At 70.8% G+C, this 19,125-nt stretch carries 18 protein-coding genes; 8 read left to right on the forward strand and 10 right to left on the reverse strand.

Translation table 11 applies throughout. The features are described 5' to 3' along the window. Positions 1-32: 32 nt before the first annotated feature. Complete coding sequence (locus ACH4VX_RS04885; protein WP_398365902.1) at positions 33-845, reverse strand: SAM-dependent methyltransferase; 813 nt, start codon at positions 843-845, stop codon at positions 33-35. A gap of 127 nt (positions 846-972) precedes the next feature. Then, a complete protein-coding gene (locus ACH4VX_RS04890) occupies positions 973-1,596 on the reverse strand; it encodes a TetR/AcrR family transcriptional regulator C-terminal ligand-binding domain-containing protein (protein ID WP_398365903.1) in 624 nt (207 codons plus the stop codon). A 235-nt stretch (positions 1,597-1,831) separates the two neighbouring features. Here ACH4VX_RS04890 and ACH4VX_RS04895 point away from each other — a divergent pair, with 235 nt between their 5' ends. The 4 genes from ACH4VX_RS04895 to ACH4VX_RS04910 all read left to right on the forward strand — a co-directional run bounded on the left by ACH4VX_RS04895 (position 1,832) and on the right by ACH4VX_RS04910 (position 6,171). After that, positions 1,832-2,812, forward strand: a complete 981-nt coding sequence (locus tag ACH4VX_RS04895) for a tetratricopeptide repeat protein (RefSeq protein WP_398365904.1) — start codon at positions 1,832-1,834, stop codon at positions 2,810-2,812. Between the two features lie 656 nt (positions 2,813-3,468). Further along, positions 3,469-4,116 carry a DUF6230 family protein gene (locus tag ACH4VX_RS04900; protein ID WP_398365905.1) on the forward strand — a complete coding sequence of 216 codons (648 nt, stop codon included), beginning with the start codon at positions 3,469-3,471 and terminating at the stop codon, positions 4,114-4,116. Positions 4,117-4,304: 188 nt separating this feature from the next. Continuing rightward, positions 4,305-4,880 (forward strand): DUF6114 domain-containing protein, encoded by a 576-nt coding sequence (locus ACH4VX_RS04905; protein WP_398365906.1) that lies wholly within the window; start codon positions 4,305-4,307, stop codon positions 4,878-4,880. Then, positions 4,870-6,171 carry a hypothetical protein gene (locus tag ACH4VX_RS04910; protein ID WP_398365907.1) on the forward strand — a complete coding sequence of 434 codons (1,302 nt, stop codon included), beginning with the start codon at positions 4,870-4,872 and terminating at the stop codon, positions 6,169-6,171. Before ACH4VX_RS04905 ends, ACH4VX_RS04910 begins: the two co-directional genes overlap by 11 nt. A gap of 90 nt (positions 6,172-6,261) precedes the next feature. Here ACH4VX_RS04910 and pyk read toward each other — a convergent pair whose 3' ends face one another. The 3 genes from pyk to pta all read right to left on the reverse strand — a co-directional run bounded on the left by pyk (position 6,262) and on the right by pta (position 11,073). Then, complete coding sequence (gene pyk, locus ACH4VX_RS04915; protein ID WP_398365908.1) at positions 6,262-7,689, reverse strand: pyruvate kinase; 1,428 nt, start codon at positions 7,687-7,689, stop codon at positions 6,262-6,264. 73 nt (positions 7,690-7,762) lie between these two features. Further along, positions 7,763-8,974, reverse strand: coding sequence for an acetate kinase (locus tag ACH4VX_RS04920; protein WP_398365909.1), 1,212 nt, complete (start codon positions 8,972-8,974; stop codon positions 7,763-7,765). Beyond that, on the reverse strand, positions 8,971-11,073 hold the full coding sequence (pta, locus tag ACH4VX_RS04925; RefSeq protein WP_398365910.1) for a phosphate acetyltransferase: 2,103 nt from the start codon (positions 11,071-11,073) through the stop codon (positions 8,971-8,973). Before pta ends, ACH4VX_RS04920 begins: the two co-directional genes overlap by 4 nt. Before the next feature lie 202 nt (positions 11,074-11,275). Here pta and ACH4VX_RS04930 point away from each other — a divergent pair, with 202 nt between their 5' ends. Both ACH4VX_RS04930 and ACH4VX_RS04935 read left to right on the forward strand, forming a co-directional pair. After that, positions 11,276-12,301, forward strand: a complete 1,026-nt coding sequence (locus tag ACH4VX_RS04930) for an ATP-dependent 6-phosphofructokinase (RefSeq protein WP_398365911.1) — start codon at positions 11,276-11,278, stop codon at positions 12,299-12,301. Positions 12,302-12,663: 362 nt separating this feature from the next. After that, positions 12,664-13,227 (forward strand): dihydrofolate reductase family protein, encoded by a 564-nt coding sequence (locus tag ACH4VX_RS04935; RefSeq protein WP_398365912.1) that lies wholly within the window; start codon positions 12,664-12,666, stop codon positions 13,225-13,227. A 278-nt stretch (positions 13,228-13,505) separates the two neighbouring features. On the opposite strand, the gene ACH4VX_RS04940 is transcribed toward ACH4VX_RS04935, so the two are convergent. From ACH4VX_RS04940 to ACH4VX_RS04950, 3 genes are all read right to left on the reverse strand, one after another. Continuing rightward, entirely contained in the window at positions 13,506-14,219 is a 714-nt protein-coding gene (locus tag ACH4VX_RS04940; protein ID WP_398365913.1) for a helix-turn-helix domain-containing protein, read from the reverse strand. Positions 14,220-14,630: 411 nt separating this feature from the next. Further along, entirely contained in the window at positions 14,631-16,574 is a 1,944-nt protein-coding gene (locus ACH4VX_RS04945) for a tetratricopeptide repeat protein (RefSeq protein ID WP_398365941.1), read from the reverse strand. Positions 16,575-16,707: 133 nt separating this feature from the next. After that, positions 16,708-17,571 carry a nucleosidase gene (locus ACH4VX_RS04950; RefSeq protein WP_398365914.1) on the reverse strand — a complete coding sequence of 288 codons (864 nt, stop codon included), beginning with the start codon at positions 17,569-17,571 and terminating at the stop codon, positions 16,708-16,710. 27 nt (positions 17,572-17,598) lie between these two features. Here ACH4VX_RS04950 and ACH4VX_RS04955 point away from each other — a divergent pair, with 27 nt between their 5' ends. Together ACH4VX_RS04955 and ACH4VX_RS04960 are read left to right on the forward strand one after the other, a co-directional pair. Beyond that, positions 17,599-18,138, forward strand: coding sequence for a hypothetical protein (locus tag ACH4VX_RS04955; protein ID WP_398365915.1), 540 nt, complete (start codon positions 17,599-17,601; stop codon positions 18,136-18,138). A gap of 65 nt (positions 18,139-18,203) precedes the next feature. Further along, positions 18,204-18,458: a hypothetical protein gene (locus tag ACH4VX_RS04960; RefSeq protein WP_398365916.1), complete on the forward strand. Its 255-nt coding sequence runs from the start codon at positions 18,204-18,206 to the stop codon at positions 18,456-18,458. On the opposite strand, the gene ACH4VX_RS04965 is transcribed toward ACH4VX_RS04960, so the two are convergent. Together ACH4VX_RS04965 and ACH4VX_RS04970 are read right to left on the reverse strand one after the other, a co-directional pair. Next, entirely contained in the window at positions 18,445-18,852 is a 408-nt protein-coding gene (locus ACH4VX_RS04965) for a DNA-binding protein (RefSeq protein ID WP_398365917.1), read from the reverse strand. The two genes, ACH4VX_RS04960 and ACH4VX_RS04965, sit on opposite strands and share 14 nt — an antisense overlap. Next, positions 18,849-19,124: a hypothetical protein gene (locus ACH4VX_RS04970; protein ID WP_398365918.1), complete on the reverse strand. Its 276-nt coding sequence runs from the start codon at positions 19,122-19,124 to the stop codon at positions 18,849-18,851. The genes ACH4VX_RS04965 and ACH4VX_RS04970 overlap by 4 nt, the downstream gene beginning before the upstream one ends. Position 19,125 lies beyond the last annotated feature (1 nt).

Consider the following 19,125-nt stretch of genomic DNA (forward strand, 5'->3'; position numbering starts at 1 on the left):
CCTCTCCGCGCGATCGGGTCACGGCTTGCGGGTCACGGCTTGCGGGCCACCGCCCCGTACAGCGAGATCACCGCGTGCTCGTCGGTGGTCTCGCCGATCGCGAGTTCGGGATGCCAGTCGGTCAGCTGGACCAGGCCCGGCTCCACCGGCTCCAGACCCTCGAAGAAACGGGCGATCTCCGCGCGGCCGCGCGGCGCGAGCGTGACGCCGCCCGCCTTGTACATCTCCACGCCGCGGCCGACCGCCTCCGGGTCGAAGTCCGCGGTGAGCTGCGACAGGACCAGGTAACTGCCGGAGGGCAGCGCCCCGACGAGCCGCGCCACCAGTGCGTACGGATCGTCCCCGTCACCGAGGAAGTGCGTCAGCGCGACCAGGGACAGCGCCACCGGCCGGTCGAAGTCCAGCTTCTCGCGGGCCTGTTCCAGGATGCGGCCGGGCTCGCGCACATCGGCCTGGACGTAGTCGGTGACGCCCTCGGGGGTGCTGCGCAGGAGCGCCTCGGCGTGCTTCAGCACGATGGGATCGTTGTCCGTGTAGATCACGCGGGACTCGGGCACGATGCCCTGCGCTATCTGGTGCAGATTGGGCTCGGTGGGGATGCCGGTGCCGATGTCCAGGTACTGGCGAACGCCCGCCTCGCCGGCCAGCCACCGGGTGACCCGCTGCATGAACCAGCGGTTGGTGCGGGCGACGTGCTGGGCGGTGCCGTCGACGCCCATGATCTGCCGGCCCAGTTCCTCGTCGACCGGGTAGTTGTCCTTGCCGCCGAGAAACCAGTCGTAGACCCGGGCCGGGTGCGGCCTGGAGGTGTCGATCCGTGCGGTGGCGGGTCCGGTCCCGGTCATGCGCGCCTCCCTGGCTGCTCGGCGTCCCGCACGCCCCCGGTGCGGGATGATCACGATCCTCGCAGCGCACCGGGGGCGGTGACAGGCGACTACCGGCCGACCGTGGCCGGTTCGCGGCCGGTCCCGGTCAGCCGGGGCCGGGGGCGGCGAGGCCCGACAGCAGGACCCGGGTGAAGCCGTGCACCCATTCCTCGTCGGCCGGTTCCGCGCTCACCAGGGTGCGGTGCACCACCGCGCCGGCCACCATGTCGAAGATCAGGTCGACGGTGCGGGCCGCCTCCCGCGCATCGGGCTCCGGCGGCAGCTCGCCCCGTGCCTGCGCCCGCGCCCGGCCGGCCAGTACGAGCCGCTTCTGCCGGTCCACGATCGAGGCGCGGATACGTTCCCGCAGGGCGTCGTCGCGAGTGGACTCGGCCACCACCGCCATCAAGCCGTTCCTGGCCTCCGGACGCGCCAGGATCGTCGCGAACTGGAGCACCACGCCCTCGATGTCGGCGGCGAGCGAGCCGCGGTCGGGCAGGTTCAGCTCGTCGAAGAGTTCCGCGACGGCGTCCACGACCAGTTCGTTCTTGCCCGCCCAGCGGCGGTAGAGGGTGGTCTTGGCGACCCCGGCGCGGATCGCCACGTCCCCCAGAGTGAGTTTGGACCAGCCCAGTTCGACCAGGGCCGCACGGGTCGCGGCCAGGATCGCGGCGTCCGCGGCGGCGCTGCGCGGGCGCCCGGTGCGACTGGCTGGGGTGCGGCTCTGCATGGCATGACGATAACGGCGGATTCCGCGCGGCCGTGCGTGAGGGAGATCACCGTGGCACCCTGTTCAGCGAGCCCCGGCCGGTATTACGCTACGACCCGTAGCGAAAGCGCGCATGACCGGCGTGCCCGAGCGACGACCACCGGCGTGGGGTGGGGACCCGGCGCCAACAGCACACGTACGCCTGGCTTTCCCGGGCGTTTTCACACACGCGCGCAGTACGGGGGAGGATAGACGCATGCAGCCACGGAACATGTCCATGAGCGGAGTCGTCGACCTCGCCGCGGTGAAGGCGGCCCAAGAGGCCAAGGCGAAGGCGGAGCAGGCGCGCGCGGAAGCGGCCCGGCAGGGCGGCGGGGGCGCGATCTCCCCGGCCGATCTCATCATCGACGTCGACGAGGCCGGCTTCGAGCGCGACGTTCTGCAGCGGTCCACCGAGGTCCCGGTCGTCATCGACTTCTGGGCCGAGTGGTGCGAGCCCTGCAAGCAGCTGAGTCCGCTCCTTGAGCGGCTCACCGTCGAGTACAACGGGCGCGTCCTCCTCGCCAAGATCGACGTCGACGCCAACCAGATGCTGATGCAGCAGTTCGGGATCCAGGGGATCCCGGCGGTCTTCGCGGTGGTGGCCGGACAGGCGCTGCCGCTCTTCCAGGGGGCCGCGGGCGAGGCGCAGATCCGCCAGACCCTGGACCAGCTGGTTCAGGTCGGCGAGCAGCGCTTCGGCCTGACCGGCCTCGCCGTCGACCCCGACGCCGTACCGGGCGGCGGCGCTCCGGCGGAGGCTCCGGTCGAGGCCGCCGGTCCGTACGACGCCCTGCTGGAGGCCGCCGTGCGGGCGCTGGACAGCGGTGACCTCGCCGGTGCCGTCCAGGCGTACAAGAACGTGCTCACCGACGACCCGACCAACCCCGAGGCCACGCTGGGTCTCGCCCAGGCCGAACTGCTCCAGCGGGTACAGGGCCTGGACCCGCAGCAGGTGCGCAAGGAGGCCGCCGAGAAGCCCGGGGACGCCGGGGCGCAGATCGCCGCCGCCGACCTGGACCTGGTGGGCGGTCATGTCGAGGACGCCTTCGGCCGGCTCATCGAGACGGTGGCGCGCACCGCGGGCGACGACCGCAATGCCGTACGGGTGCGGCTGCTGGAGCTGTTCGAGGTGGTCGGCGCCGACGACCCGCGCGTGATCGCCGCGCGCCGGGCGCTGGCGCGGGCCCTGTTCTGAACCACCCGGGCGGTGTTGCCCGATTCCGGTTGATTTGCCGGGGGTTCGGGTTCGTGGGGTCCTGGGTGTCGAGTGGCTCACGGATGCCGTTGCGGCCGCGCTTTACCAAATCTTGGTAATCGCGGCCGCTGTTACTGCAAGTAAGTCGCAGGCGGCGATCTGTCGGGTTCTGTCCATCGATCAACAGTTTTGTACGGCCCTTGCGGTGTACCTAGCGTCGCCGATCGGGGTCGATGGGTCGTCGCGTGGTTACCCGGTCGTTACTAGCGAGTAACGAACCCCCTTGTGTCGGCGGCGAGAATGCACCACGATCGGCGACGCTCGGTCCATTACCCGTACCCCGACAGCCGGTCGGGCCGCGGGAACTCCTGGGTCCCCACCGAGCAGAACCGGCGGCCGTGACGCCGGTTCTCGGACAGGGGGGTCTTCGCCCACCCGGCGAAGCCTGTCCAGCAGGGTTGTGCGTGATGCGTGTCAGGCGCGACCAGTGGTTGTCGCTCGGGGGTGATCGCCGGTGATCGGGCGCGTCGTACGCGCCGTCGAGCTCGGGCGCTCTCCTTCCCGAGGACGTAGCACTTCTCCCATCCCTGCCCGGCCGATCCGCCGTCCATGGCGACGAGCCGGGGCAGGAGATGTACGTCCGAGAAGGAGGAAATATGGAGTCCCAGGTGCGTGGCGGGACCAGATGGAAGCGGTTCGCTGTGGTCATGGTGCCCAGCGTGCTCGCGACGGCGGCGGTGGGTGTCAGCCTGGCGCAGGGCGCCCTCGCGGCGTCGTTCAGCGTCTCCGGCCAGCAGTTCAAGGTGACGGCCAGTCACCTGCACGGTGACGGTTTCGCCCAGTACGGCGGTATCGACGAGGTCTACGCCTCGGTCGCCGGGGACGAGAAGAAGAAGAAGAAGGTCCCGGTCGCGATCTCGTCGTTCGAGACGGCGAGGATCAACGAGATGTGCCAGTCGGTCAAGACGGACATCCCCCTCGTGGGGACGGTCTACCTCCGTCTTGAGGCGGGCAACGACGCGAAGAAGCCGGTCAGGGCCAAGAACCTCTTCATCGACGTCGCCCAGCTCGACGCTGACGCGAAGTTCAAGAACATCGACATCGGTGTTGCGGTCAGGGACAAGAGCCGCGGCCCCGCCGTCAAGGAGGGCGAAAGCGTGCTGCCGGGCGGCTTCGCCCAGCAGGCCGAGTCGGCCGACCTCTACGACGTCAAGCAGACGGCGTGGGCGACCACGGCCGGCACGTTCACGCTGAACGGCCTGTCGATGCGTCTCGGTACGGACTCCAAGATGGAGTGCTACTAGACGGCTTCCGTCACCGGGGTGTTCCGGGGTAGCTGAGCTGCCCCGGGGGGCGGGGGAGTCATCGCTTCTCCGCCCCGCCGCCCGGCAGGCCCGCGTGCCGGGCCACCCTCACAGACTCAGACTTCCGGCTTCTCCACGCCTACGGCCGAGCCGGTACGTACTTCCCCCGGACCCAGGGAGCTTTTTCCATGAGTGCCGAGACTCCGGTCCAGAGCACCGGGACCTTCACCCGGCTGCGTCTGCGATTCCGCGACTGGCGGGGCACCCGGCCGTTCTGGGCCGGTCTGTTCACGCTGCTGGGCGGAATACCCATCGCGTACTTCCCCTACGCCACGCTCAAGCTGGGCCACATGTCGCTCGCCATGGCGACGACGGCCGGCGCGGGGTCGCTGATCATCGGCGTGCTGCTGTTCACGCTGGGCCTGACCATGTGGTTCCAGTCGGCCACCCGGGTCTTCGCGGGTGTCGCGGCGATCCTGCTGGCCCTGGTGTCGCTGGTGGTCTCCAACATAGGCGGCTTCCTGATCGGCTTCCTGCTCGCGCTGGTCGGCGGTGCGCTCGCCCTCTCCTGGGTGCCGGGCGAGCCGCCGGTCGAGGCGGCGGGGGAGCACGACGGGGCCGACGCGCCCACGGGCGAGGCGGCGCCGGACGACGCGCCCTACGACCCCGCCGTGGCACCGCAGTTCCCGGCCGCTCCCTACGAGAAGGGGGAAGACGGTGAGGCGGACGGCGTCCGGGCCGCAGGGGGGCAGCGTGTCGGCTGACGAGGTGCGCGGGCCGCGTCACGCGGCCCCGAAGAAGCCGCTGTTCACCAGATTCCACGTGCCGAGCGGCAAGGCGATAGCCCTGGCGGCGATGCCCACGGCGGTCCTCATGGGGATGGGGTTCACGCCGACGCTGGCCCTCGCCGACGGCAACGACGGGACGCCGACGGCGAACAGCCTGACCGTCGACGAGTACCAGGCCTGTCTGGAGGTCGTCGAGGGCGCCGAGAAGGACGACTCCTCCGCGTCGCCCACGCCGTCCGCGTCGGCGAGCGAGAGCGCGTCCCCGGACGAGGAGCCCTCGGCGGAGACCCCTGAGCAGCAGGCTCCGGAGGCGGACCAGGACACGGGCAAGGACACGTCCTCGTCGTCCTCTTCGTCGGATTCAGGTTCCGACGACAAGGACGACAAGGACGAGTCGGCGCCCGCCCCCTCCGCCCCCGCCGCGGAGGACACGGACGAGCCCGAGCCGGAGCCCTCGGAGACCGACCGCAACATCCTGGAGGGCCTCGGGGACGCCATCAAGGACGTCCTCACCCCGAAGGACAAGGAAGCCGAGGCGAGCCCCACCCCGTCCGCCTCCGCCGCCGAGGAGAAGGCCGAGGACAAGGCCGAGGCCGCGGCCGGCACCGTGGAGGAGACCACCGAGAAGGTCACCGAAGCGGCCGGGGACATCGCGAAGGACACCACCGACAAGGCGTCGGAGGCCACCGGGGAAGCCGAGGAGGCGGTCGAGGAGGTCGCCGAGGAGGCGACCGAGACTCCCGGGGCCACCGCCTCACCGAGCCCCTCCGCGTCGGCCACGGTCGACCCCGAGGACTGCCCGGTCGCCACCGACGCCGAGGGCGGCGTCGACAACGAGATCCTGCTGCCCGACGACCCCTGGACCCTCAACGCCAGCTCGCTGCTGCTGAAGGGCGCCGACTACCAGGGCATCGTCGAGGTGCGGACCGCCAGTGGTGCCACCAAGAAGGTGCTGAAGTACGTCATCTCCGACGGCACCGACATCGGGGACCTGCACCAGACGGTCAAGGACGAGCGGTCCGGCGCGACCCACCACGTGCAGGCGGCCAAGGGGTCGACGTCCACCATCCGCGACGGCGACACCGTGATGTACACCGAGAGCATCTCCGGGAACCTGCTCGGCCTGATCCCGGTCACGTTCGACCCGGAGAACCCACCGCCGCTGAACATCCCGCTGATCTACTTCACCAAGGTGACGGTGAAGCAGGCCGGCCAGTTCGGTGGCACCCTGCACGTGCCCGGGCTGCGGCAGTACATCACCGGCTGAACGCCGTCAGGACCCCCCGGGAGCCGCAACACACCGAGGGCGCCCCCTGCCACAGGGGGCGCCCTCGGTGGCGTACGGGCCCTCGGCGGGTCAGCCGGTCGCGCCGCCCAGGTGGTGGACGCGGACCATGTTGGTGGTGCCGGGGACGCCGGGGGGCGAGCCGGCCGTGATGATCACGATGTCGCCCTCGCTGAAGCGGTTCAGCTTGAGCAGCTCCTGCTCCACCAGCTCGACCATCTCGTCGGTGCTGTTCACGAACGGCGCGACATACGGCTCCACGCCCCAGCTGAGCGCCAGCTGGTTGCGGGTCGACTCGTCCGTGGTGAACGCCAGGATCGGCTGGCCGGCGCGGTAGCGGGACAGCCGCCGGGCCGTGTCGCCGGACTGGGTGAAGGCCACCAGGCCCTTGCCGCCGAGGAAGTCGGCGATCTCGGCGGCGGCACGGGCCACCGAACCGCCCTGGGTGCGCGGCTTCTTGCCCGGCACCAGCGGCTGTAGGCCCTTGGAGAGCAGCTCCTGCTCGGCCGCCTGGACGATCTTCGACATCGTCCGCACGGTCTCGATCGGGTACGCGCCCACGCTCGACTCGGCCGACAGCATGACCGCGTCGGCGCCGTCCAGGATCGCGTTGGCCACGTCGGAGGCCTCGGCGCGGGTCGGCCGGGAGTTGGTGATCATCGACTCCATCATCTGGGTCGCCACGATCACCGGCTTGGCGTTGCGCCGGCACAGCTCGATCAGGCGCTTCTGCACCATGGGGACCTTCTCGAGCGGGTACTCGACGGCCAGGTCGCCGCGGGCGACCATGACGGCGTCGAAGGCCGCCACGACGGACTCCATGTTCTCCACCGCCTGAGGCTTCTCCACCTTGGCGATGACGGGGACGCGGCGCCCCTCCTCGTCCATCACGCGGTGGACGTCGGCGACGTCCTTGGCGTCCCGGACGAAGGACAGCGCGACCAGGTCGCAGCCCATCCGCAGGGCGAACCGCAGGTCCTCGATGTCCTTCTCGGACAGCGCGGGCACGTTCACCGCCGTGCCGGGCAGGTTGATGCCCTTGTGGTCGGAGATGACACCGCCCTCGATGACGATCGACTTCACCCGGGGGCCGTCGACGTCCAGGACCTTGAGCTCGACGTTGCCGTCGTTGATGAGGATCTGGTCGCCACGGGAGACGTCGCCCGGCAGGCCCTTGTAGGTCGTTCCGCAGATCGTCTTGTCGCCCGGGACGTCCTCGGTGGTGATGGTGAACTCGTCACCGCGCACCAGCTCGACGGGCCCCTCGGCGAACGTCTCCAGGCGGATCTTCGGGCCCTGGAGGTCGGCGAGGACACCGATGGCCCGGCCCGTCTCCTTGGCGGCGGCACGGACCCGGTCGTACCGGCCCTGGTGCTCGGCGTGGGAGCCGTGGCTGAAGTTGAAGCGGGCCACGTTCATGCCGGCTTCGATCAGAGCGACGAGCTGCTCGTGGGAGTCGACCGCGGGGCCGAGAGTACAGACGATTTTCGAACGGCGCATGGGGCGATCCTATCGGTTTGTTTCGCTACGGAATATTCCGTCTGGCGGAAGATACAAATGAGAAAGTCCCTGCTCAGCTGTTGCTTCCGACCAGTGCGTATGTCTGCTGAGCGATCTCCATTTCCTCGTCCGTCGGTACCACCGCGACCGCGACCCGCGCGCCCTCGGGCGAGATCAGCCGCGGCCCGCCACCGCGTACGGCGTTGCGCCCGCCGTCGACCGCCAGACCCAGCCCCTCCAGGCCCGCCACGGCCGCCTCCCGCACCTCAGCGGCGTTCTCACCGACCCCGGCGGTGAAGGCCACCGCGTCCACCCGTCCGAGAACGGCGTAATAGGCGCCGATGTACTTCTTCAGACGGTGAATGTAGATGTCGAACGCGAGCTCCGCCCGTTCGTCGCCCTCGTCGATCCGGCGCCGGATCTCCCTCATGTCGTTGTCACCGCACAGTCCGACCAGACCGCTCTTCTTGTTGAGGAGAGTGTCGATCTCGTCGGCGGACATTCCGCCGACACGCATCAAATGGAAGATGACGGCCGGGTCCATGTCTCCGGACCGCGTACCCATCACGAGCCCCTCCAAGGGCGTAAGACCCATGGACGTGTCCACGCAGCGCCCGCCCCGCACGGCCGAGGCGGACGCCCCGTTGCCCAGGTGCAGCACGATGACGTTCACCTCCCCGGGCGCCCTCCCCAGCAGCTTCACGGTCTCCCGGGAGACGTACGCGTGCGAGGTGCCGTGGAAGCCGTAGCGGCGGATGCGGTGCGCGTCGGCGGTCTCGACGTCGATCGCGTAGCGGGCCGCCGACTCCGGCATCGTGGTGTGGAAGGCGGTGTCGAAGACGGCAACCTGCGGCAGGTCCGGGCGCAGCGTCATGGCGGTGCGGATGCCGGTCAGGTTGGCCGGGTTGTGCAGCGGCGCCACCGGGATCAGCCGCTCGATCTCCGCCAGCACCCGGTCGTCGATCACCGTCGGCTCGGTGAAGTGCTTCCCGCCGTGCACCACCCGGTGGCCGATCGCGGCCAGCTCGGAGGAGTCCAGGCCGAGACCGTCGGCGGCCAGCTCCTCGGCCATCGCCTTCAGGGCGGCGTCGTGGCCGGCGACCGGTCCGGTGCGCTCCCGGGTCTCCCCGCCCGCCGCGAGCGGGGTGTGCCGGACGAGGGAGGTCCGCTCACCGATCCGCTCGATGAGACCGGCGGCCAGCCGGCTGCTGTCACGCATGTCCAGCAGCTGGTACTTCACCGACGAGGAGCCGGAGTTGAGGACGAGGACGCGGGTGCGGCTCACTGGGTGGTCGCCTTCTCGCTCGGGGACGGGGCGGGGGACTGGGCCTGGATCGCCGTGATGGCGACGGTGTTGACGATGTCCTGCACGAGGGCGCCCCGGGACAGGTCGTTGACCGGCTTGCGCAGACCCTGGAGCACCGGCCCGACGGCGATGGCGCCGGCCGAGCGCTGCACGGCCTTGTAGGTGTTGTTGCCGGTGTTCAGGTCGGGGAAGATCAGCACCGTCGCCTGCCCGGCGACCTCGGAGCCGGGCAGCTTGGTGGCCGCGACCGACGGCTCCACGGCCGCGTCGTACTGGATCGGCCCCTCGATCCGCAGGTCGGGCCGGCGCGAGCGCACCAGCTCGGTGGCGGCGCGCACCTTGTCGACGTCGGCGCCCGTACCGGACGTACCGGTCGAGTACGACAGCATCGCGATCCGCGGCTCCACCCCGAACCGCGCGGCCGTGACCGCCGACTGCACGGCGATGTCGGCGAGCTGCTCGGCGTCCGGGTCCGGGTTGACCGCGCAGTCGCCGTAGACCAGCACCTTGTCGGCCAGGCACATGAAGAAGACCGAGGAGACGATGTCCGCGTCCGGCTTGGTCTTGATGATCTCGAAGGCCGGCCGGATCGTCGCCGCCGTGGAGTGCACCGAACCGGACACCATGCCGTCGGCGAACCCCTCCTGCACCATCAGCGTGCCGAAGTAGTTCACGTCCGAGACGACGTCGTAGGCCAGCTCCACGGTGACGCCCCGGTGGGCGCGCAGGGCCGCGTACTTCTCGGCGAAGGAGTCGCGCAGCTCGGAAGTGGCCGGGTCGATCAGCTGGGTGTCACCGAGGTCGATGCCGAGGTCGGCGGCCTTCTTGCGGATCTGGTCGACGTCACCGAGCAGGGTCAGCTCGCACACGCCCCGGCGCAGCAGCACCTCGGCCGCGTGCAGCACCCGCTCCTCGACGCCCTCGGGGAGCACGACCCGGCGCAGGTCCGAGCGGGCCTGCTCCAGCAGCTTGTGCTCGAACATCATCGGGGTGACGCGGTCGCTGCTGGGCGCGGAGACCCGCTGGGTGAGGTCCGCGGTGTCGGCGTACCGCTCGAAGAGGCCGAGCGCCCGCTCCGCCTTGCGCGGGGTGGCCGCGTTCAGCTTCCCCTCCAGGGAGAACAGCTGCTCGGCGGTGGGGAAACTGGTGCCGGGCACCGACAGCACCGGGGTGCCGGGCGCGAGACGGGCGGCGAGGGTGAGGATGTGCTCGCCGGGGACCTCGTCCAGGGTGAGCAGCACCCCGGCTATCGGCGGCGTGCCGGCGCTGTGCGCGGCCAGCGCGCCGACGACCAGGTCGGCGCGGTCGCCCGGCGTGACGACGAGGCAGCCCGGGGTCAGGGCGGCGAGGAAGTTCGGCAGCATCGCGCCGCCGAAGATGAAGTCCAGGGCGTCGCGGGCGAGGCCGGAGTCGTCGCCGAGCACCACCTTCGCGCCGAGGGTGTGCGCGATCTGGGAGACGGTCGGGGCGGACAGCGCCGGCTCGTCGGGGAGCACGTAGCAGGGCACCGGCAGCCGGGTGGCGAGCCGCTCGGCGAGCTCGTCCCGTTCCTCGCTCGCGACCCGGTTCACCACCACGGCGAGCACGTCGCAGCCCAGGGTGTCGTAGGCGCGGTAGGCGTTGGTGGTCTCGGCGCGCACCGACTCCGCGGTCTGCTTGCGGCCGCCCACGACCGGGATCACCGAGGCCCCGAACTCGTTGGCGAGCCGGGCGTTCAGCGACAGTTCGTCCGGGAACTGGGTGTCGGCGTAGTCGGTGCCGAGGACGAGGACCACGTCGTAGTCGCGGGCGACCCGGTGGAACCGGTCGACGAGGGTGGACACCAGCTCGTCCGTGCCCTGCTCGGCCTGGAGGGCCGAGGCCTCGTGGTAGTCCAGGCCGTAGACGGTCGACGGGTCCTGGGTGAGCCGGTACCGGGCCCGCAGCAGTTCGAAGAGGCGGTCGGGCCCGTCGTGCACCAGGGGACGGAAGACGCCCACCCGGTCGACCTGCCGGGTCAGGAGCTCCATGACCCCGAGTTCGACGACCTGACGGCCGTCGCCGCGGTCGATACCGGTCACGTACACGCTGCGGGTCACGCGCGCTCTCCGTTTCGTCGAGGGCCCCAAGGGTCTTCGGCGGGGTCACAAAAATCGCCCACCCAGGTGAGCGGACCCCTCTTGACAATACCTCCGGCGCTGGCTAGGACGCCCACCCGTACGGCGTCGGCGGCGCCCGGGGAGACGTGAAACAATCGGGGCTGGCTCACCGGTATCGACAGCGACCAGGAGACACAGCACTATGCGTATAGGAGTGCTCACCGCAGGCGGCGACTGCCCTGGACTGAACGCAGTGATCCGGTCGGTCGTACACCGGGCGGTCGACAACTACGGCGACGAGGTCATCGGCTTCGAGGACGGCTACTCCGGCCTGCTCGACGGCCGCTACCGCACGCTCGACCTCGACGCGGTCAGCGGCATCCTGGCCCGCGGCGGCACCATACTGGGCTCCTCCCGGCTGGAGCGCGACCGGCTCCGTGAGGCCTGCGAGAACGCCTCCGACATGATCCGCGACTTCGGCATCGACGCGCTGATCCCGATCGGCGGCGAGGGCACGCTCACCGCGGCGCACATGCTGTTCGAGGCGGGCCTGCCGGTGGTCGGCGTCCCGAAGACGATCGACAACGACATCTCGTCCACGGACCGCACCTTCGGCTTCGACACGGCGGTGGGTGTGGCGACGGAGGCGATGGACCGTCTGAAGACCACCGCCGAGTCCCACCAGCGCGTGATGGTCGTCGAGGTGATGGGCCGGCACGCGGGCTGGATCGCCCTGGAGTCCGGCATGGCCGCCGGCGCCCACGGCATCTGCCTGCCCGAGCGCCCCTTCGACCCCGCCCAGCTGGTCAAGATGGTCGAGGAACGCTTCGCCCGCGGCAAGAAGTTCGCGGTGATCTGCGTCGCCGAGGGCGCGCACCCGGCCGACGGCACCATGGACTACGGCAAGGGCGAGATCGACAAGTTCGGCCACGAGCGCTTCCAGGGCATCGGCACGGCCCTGGCGTACGAGCTGGAGCGGCGGCTCGGCAAGGAGGCCAAGCCGGTCATCCTCGGCCACGTCCAGCGCGGTGGCGTACCGACGGCGTACGACCGTGTCCTCGCCACCCGCTTCGGCTGGCACGCGGTGGAGGCGGCGCACCGGGGCGAGTTCGGCAGGATGACGTCCCTGCGGGGGACCGACATCGTGATGGTGCCGCTGGCGGAGGCGGTCACCGAACTGAAGACGGTCCCCAAGGACCGGATGGACGAGGCGGAGTCGGTCTTTTAGGCCGGGTGCGCTGGAAGGGCGGGAGGGTTCTTCGCCCCGCCGCCCCTTCCCGGACGCTGTCGGCGAATCTCGTCGCCGTTCGCTGATCGGAGCGTTTCTCCCGGCGTGACGCCGTCTACGCGGTGCTTCGCCGGGAGAAACGCTCCGATGGCGTTGCCCGGGCGGATGCCTGGCGGCCGTCCGGAAGTCGAGCGGCTCCCTCGGCAGTCGGCTTGTGAGCCGTGAGGCGGCCCCGTCGACACCTCTCACCATGCCGGTTGTCCGCGTCGGCCACCGCAGATACGGATGCAACTTCCGTCGTCGCCCTCCCCGTAGCCGAACTATGATTCGGCCTCGGCCTCCAAAATCCATGGAGAAGACGCATGAGCGATGTGAGCATCGGCGCCGGCAAAGTGGTCGTGAACAGGGCGATGTCGCTGGACGGGTTCATCGCCGGTCCTGGCCACGCGATGGACTGGATCGCCGAGTACCTGACTGCGGATGCGGTCCCGGAGGTCATGGCGGCCACGGGCGCCATGCTCGTCGGCCGGGGCACGTACGAGGTCGCCAAGCGTATGGCCGACCAGGGCACCGCCTACGACGGGGGAGCACAGTTCGTCCTCACCCACGAGCCTCCCGGCGAGCCGGACCCCACCGTCACGTTCCTCACCTGTGACGTCGAGGAAGCCGTTGCCACGGCACGCGGCGCCGCGGGCGGCAAGAACCTGGAGATCCTCGGTGCTGACGTGGCCGCCCAGTGCCTGCGGCGCGGGCTCGTCGACGAGATCCTGGTGTATGTCCTACCGGTGCTACTGGGCGACGGTGTCCGCTTCTCGCCCCCAAGCCTCGACAGGATCGACCTGGAACCCCTCAGCAACACCCAGTCGGGCGCCGTCACGATGCTCCGCTTCCGCGTGCGAAAGCAGGCGCAGCCCTCCAGCAGCTGACACCAGCACGCGCGGGCACCCTGATGTCCGGCTCGGGCCGGACAGCGGCGACGTGCCTCGTGCGTTGGCCGCGAACGTGCGACGAGTGGGTTGATCGCGCTGCCGTGCAGTGGGGGGCGGTGTCGGCGTTCGATCGGACGCGGGAGCGCTCGCGGCGTTGGGCTCCCAGCACGCCGGGGTGGCGATGGTGGCGGTTGCGCCAGCGCAAGCAGGCGTGCGGGTCACGGCCGACGTTCGCGGTCGACGCGCCAGCCGCATGTCGACGCAGACCCGCGCCCCTATGAGCCCTCGGCCGCCGTCCAGAAGTGTTCGACGATCCGGTCGAGGAACTCCCGGCCGCTCTCGCCCGGGTCACCGTGGCCGCCGCCCCAGCTGAGGGTGGCGGCCACGTGGCCCTGGTAGTCCTGGTGCAGCCGGTGGAGCACCCCTTCGAGGAGCCGCCGCTCCAGTGGGACGACCTTCGAGACCGGCCGTACGTACGCCTGCCAGCGGGTCGTCGCCGCGCTGCGCAGCAGCTCCGCGAGTCCGTCCTCCCGGCCGGTGACGGTGACGACGTCGGCCAGGGAGAGGGCGAGCAGCCGGGCCAGGGCGGTGGCCTGGCGCTCGGTGCCGCGCCACCGGCCGGTCTCCTCCATGCGTAGATAGGCGTGGAGTTCGTGGCCGACCGTGCGGGCGACGTCCTCGGGTGCCAGGCCGCGCGCGACGCGGTGCTCGCGCAGGGTGCGCGGGCGCCCGATGAGTTCACCGGGGGAGCACCACAGCACGCCCGCGAGCGCGGTGAGTTCGGTGTGGGAGGGGGCGGCGGTCCCGCCTTCCCAGGCGGCGACGAGAGCGGACGTCACGTACGGCAGCCCGTAGGAGCCGCGCAGGGCGTGGGCGACATGGTCCGGGTTCATGCCGAGCCCGGCGCGCAGTCGGCGGGCGGCGGGGGCGTTGAACGGCGGAGGCGGATGGCGGTCCGTACGAGCGGGGAGTCGGCGCACGGCCCACAAACTAGGGCCGGCCGGAGGGAGGTGACTACGGTCTGTTCGGCCAGCATCACCGACTGTGGGAAGGTGCGGCTACCGGCGAGTCGGGCATTCGGCCCCGAGCGGCCGGAACCCCGCTCCGAGACCCGCCGAACCACGAACGGCAAGCTCAGTGGGCATATGCGTAAGCCGTCGTTGACGCCTCGCGGGGTCCTGGGGAGGGCGAACTTACGGGGCTTGCATGTTTGTGCGAACGAAAAGGTCCGTTCCGGCCCTCGGAGGGCAGCCGCCCACGCGGCGCGAATCCGACGTTCCGCCCATGGAGTTCTTCGTGAATCAGAGGGCGAAGGGGAGTTGTGAGACGGCGAGCGCGGAGCACACCACGGTGGCGCCGGCGGGGATCGATGCTGTGCGGGGGCGGGGTGAAGACGGGGTTCATCCCGGTTGTTCGGCGGCCCAGGTGCGGGCTTGAGCGGCTTCGGTGGGGGCGTTGGCGCGGGTGTAGGCGTCGGCGGCCCGGAGGTAGGCGGCGCGGGCCTCGGCTGGGCTGCCGGCATCCTCGTGAGCGAGGGCCAGGTTGTGGAGGGTCTGTCCCTCGCCGTACCAGTCCTCGAACTCCCGGCAGATCTCCAGGTCCTTGTTGTATGCCTCGACTGCCTCCTCCACCCGGCCCGCCTTCCGCAGAGCGACGCCGAGGTTGTTCCATGCCGTGGCCTCGCGGCGGCGGTCTCCGGTGGCCTGGTACAGGTCGCGGGCTCGGGTGTGGGCGTCGATCGCCTCTCCAGCCCGGTCTGCTTCCCGCAGGGCGAGGCCGAGGTTGTTCCAGGCCATGGCCTCGCGGTGGTGGTCCCCGGCGGCCTGGAGCAGGTCGCGGGCCCGGGTGAGGGCCTCGACCGCCTCCTCCGCCCGGCCCGCATCCCGCAGGGCGTTGCCGAGGTTGCCCCACGTGCTGGCCTCGCGGTGGCGGTCCCCGGCGGCCTGGAGCAGGTCGCGGGCCCGGGTGTGGGCGTCGATCGCCTCTTCCGCCCGGTCTGCTTCTCGCAGGGCGTTGCCGAGGTGGCTCCACGCGTTGGCCTCGCCCAACCGGTCCCCGGCAAGCTGCGCGACTCCCTGTGCGGCCTCCGCGACGGCGATCCAGTCGTCGAAATATCGCCGCCATTCCAGGTACTCCCCCAGACATAAAGCCAGCCGCACCGCCGCGTCCGCGAACCGTTCCTCCCGCCCCCACCCCACCGCCGCCACCAGACCGGACCGCTCCGCGTCCAGCCACGCCAACGCCTGCCGCCGGTCCCCGAACCGCTCCGGCTCCCTCCTCCCCGGCAGCCACCGCAACCGGCCGTCAGCCGCAACCGCCCACCGCACGTAGAACTCCAGCACCCGCTCCCGCGCCGCCTCCCCCTCCTTCCGTAACCCCGCGTCCCCCGCCACCACACCCACCCCGAACGCCCGCACCAAGTCATGCAACCGCCACCGCATGCCGGGAGCCGTCCCGTTGCCCCCTCTCACTGGCGTGACGAAATACCTGGCAGCCAGATCCTCCAGCAGCGACAGCACGGACTCGGTGTCGTGGCCGGTAAGAGCGGAGATCGCCTCCGTGCCGGTCTCCGCGCCCGGCGCAAGACAGAGCAGGCGCAGCAGCCGGGCCCGGTCGGACGGCAACCGGCGGTAAGAAGTTTCCAGAACAGGCCGCAGGACGAGTGAGCGTCCGTAGAGGTCGGTTCCGGGGCTGCCGTGGTCGAGGACGGTGGTCGCATCCCCGGTCTCCCGGATCTCGGTCACCAGAGAGGCGACGTCACGATGCCGTCGCCGACGCAGCATCCCCGCCGCGATCTGGAGAGCCAAGGGCAAATGGCAGCAGGAATCGGCCAGCTCGCGCAGCGCCTCGGGTTCGCGCGCCGGGCGTTCGTCCCGTTCGTCGGTGTTGTGCAGGGCACGGGTCAGAAGGGCGACGGAGTCGTCCGGGGCGAGCGTTTCCAGGTCGATCAGGCGTACCGGGAGGGCGTCGGGGCGGTCCCGGGAGGTGATGAGTACCCGGTGGTGGTCCGTGCCGGGCAGGAGCGGGAGGTACTGGGCGGGATCCGAGGCGTTGTCCAGGATCAGCAGCGTCCGGTCCCGTCGTTCGGCGAGGAGCGCGCGGTACGCGTCGTACTGGCGGTCGGCCGTCGGCGGCAGGTCCCCGTCCCGTACGCCGAGCGCGTCGAGCAGGGCCAGGACAGCCTGATCGGCCGTGACCGGGTCCTCGTCGTACCCGCGCAGGTCCACGAAGAGCGTTCCGCCCGGGAACCAGCCCCTCCCACGGGCCTGGTGTGCCGCCTCCACGGCCAGTGCGGTCTTGCCGACGCCGCCCATACCCGTGACGGCGAAGATGAGGAGCGGCAGCGCGGCCGTGTCGTCCTCGCCGGGGGAGAGATGCGGGAGCAGGCGGTCCAGCTCCGCCGATCGGCCGGTGAAGCCCGGGGGACGGGGTGGGAGGGTGGCGGTCGCGCGCGGGACCGGGCCGTGGACGGTGCCCCTACCGTCGCCCGTCGCTCTTGCCGGTGACGGGGCCGCGGAAGGTGCCGCCCCGGAAGTCGATGTGGTCTCCGCCGTACGTCGCTCCGCCGTCCCCGTGCCGATGGGGGCCCTCCTCGGAGTCCGAGGAACCCTCACGGGGCCGGTGCTTGTGCAGCACCGCCATCGTCACCGCCGCAGCCTGCTCTGCGGCGCGCTTCTGCGAACCCGAGGCGTCGGCCCTGTGCTTCTCGGCGTCGGCCCGGTCGCTGATGCCCCGGATCACCAGGGCGTCCAGCCGGCCGTTCAGACGGGCCGCCTGGAGTGCACCGGAACCCTCCATCTCGATCGCGCCCGCGTCGTTGTAGTTCCCGCGGATGAAGCGGGCGATCTCGGACTCGGCGTCCGCCAGGACCACATCGCCCGTGGCGATCGGCAGGAAGTGCGCCCGTACGCCGGGCATGTCCCGCACGGCGGAACGGGCCGCCTGTTCGAGCGCGTGCGAGCCCGGCAGGGCCTTCGGCCGGACCAGGAAGCCCTCCGGCGTCTGCTTGCCGCCGTGGATCTCGTACACCTGCGTGCCCACGACGACGTCGCCGATCCCGACGTCGTCCTTCAGGCTGCCGGCGACACCGACGAAGAACACGGCCTCGGGGCGCAGCCAGTTGATGAGCTGCGTGGTGAGGGCGGCGGCCCGATCGGCACCCATGCCCAGTTCGGCGAGGGCGGCCTGCCAGGGAGTGCCGGGTAGTTGACCCCTCTCGATTCGGGTCCCGTCACGGTGCACCAACTCCTCCCGCTCCTCGACGTGCGCGCGGACGGCGGCGTATTCGAGGGGGAGTGCGGTCAGGACCAGAACAGTGGGCCGGGTCTCCTGCATAGTCATAAGTTACAGCTGGGGGAAGGGAATCGAGTGCCGGAACAGGACGTAACGGTCGGGCAGTTGCTGCTCGCCGAGTACCAGACCGTGAAGGACGAGCAGAAGGCGAGGATCGGGTTCCGGGACAACCTCCTCTACGTGACGCTGGCCGTCGTGGCCGCCGTCATCGCCGCCACGGCCCAGGCGAAGCAGCCCTCGATGCTCCTGGCGCTGCCGCCGGTGTGTGTCGTCCTCGGATGGACCTACCTCGTCAACGACGAGAAGATCTCGGCGATCGGTCGCTATGTCCGGGACGATCTGGGACCCAAACTGGCCGCCCTCGCGCCGCACGGGAGTGGTTTCACGACGTTCGGGTGGGAGGCGTACCACCGGAGCGACACCCGGCGCCGGTCCCGCAAGGCGGTTCAGGCCGTGATCGACCTGACGGCGTTCTGTGCGGTACCGCTGGCCGCCCTGGTCGTGTTCTGGGCGAACGGCGACGGCGGCGGGCTGATGACCGCGTTGTCGGCGCTGGAGGCGCTCGCCGTGGCGGGGCTTGGCTCGCAGGTCGTGTGGTACGCGAGGGCGGCATGAACGCCCCTTCCGCGCACTACCTTTGACGCACGGTCGCGAGTTGTTGACGAGGGCGAGTACGGCGTATGGAAGCGGCACTGCCGGCGGCCCTGGCCGAGGGCGCGGGTGGGGGCGGCGGACGCCGGGCGGTGGAGGAGTTGGCGCGGGCGGTGGGGCTCGATGTCTGCGCACTCGCCCGGGACATCACCGAGGCGGCACAGGACCCGGCACGGCGGGAGGCCCCCGCCCGGCCGCTGGAGTGCGTGCGGGGGCCTGGGGCCGGCCCGCGGGCGGTCATCACCGTGTGCGACGAACGAACCGCCAACCTCAGAGATCCTTGATCTGCACGCGGTCGCCGCACAGTTTCGACCAGTCGTCGCGGTCCGAGGTCAGCACCAGCACGGGTGCCGGGACGCGAAGCGCCATCGCGGCCACGAGGGCGTCGATGGCGTATTTGTGGCCGTGCAGGCCGCCGGCCTCGCTCAGGAGTCGCACCGCGGTGAGGCTGTCCGCGTGGGTGACGTCCTGGACCTGGAGGCGGGAGAGCACCCAGTGCAGCCGGGCGGTGTCCGTCTTTCCGTACACGGCCTCCACCACCGTCAGGGCGGACACGAGGACGGGTACGCCTACGCGTCGAGCGGCCTCGATCCGTGTGATCACCTGGCGGTCGTTGCGCAGGAGCAGTGACAGGGCCTGGGAGTCCAGCACCAGGGACCTGGCAGCGGGTGCCTTCATGCGGCGCTGTCGCCGGACACGTACGGGGCCGCAGTGTCACCGAACAGTTCGAGCTCCGCGGCTTGGACCTCGGCCTCGCTCAGCGGTTCGTGCTCGTCTTCGTAGGCGGCCACGATCTCGGCGAGGCCGTCCATCGCGAGTTGGTGCCGGACGGCTGCGGTCACGTAGGCGGATACGCCGCGCTTGCCGGTGCGCGTGCGCAGAGCGCTGAGGAGTTCCGAAGGCATTGAGACGGAGATGTTCTCCGTGCTGCCGGGACGGGGTGACTTCATA

Origin of the sequence: Streptomyces sp. NPDC020731, from assembly GCF_044334705.1 — a bacterium.
In the GTDB taxonomy this organism is placed as follows: Bacteria; Actinomycetota; Actinomycetes; order Streptomycetales; family Streptomycetaceae; genus Streptomyces.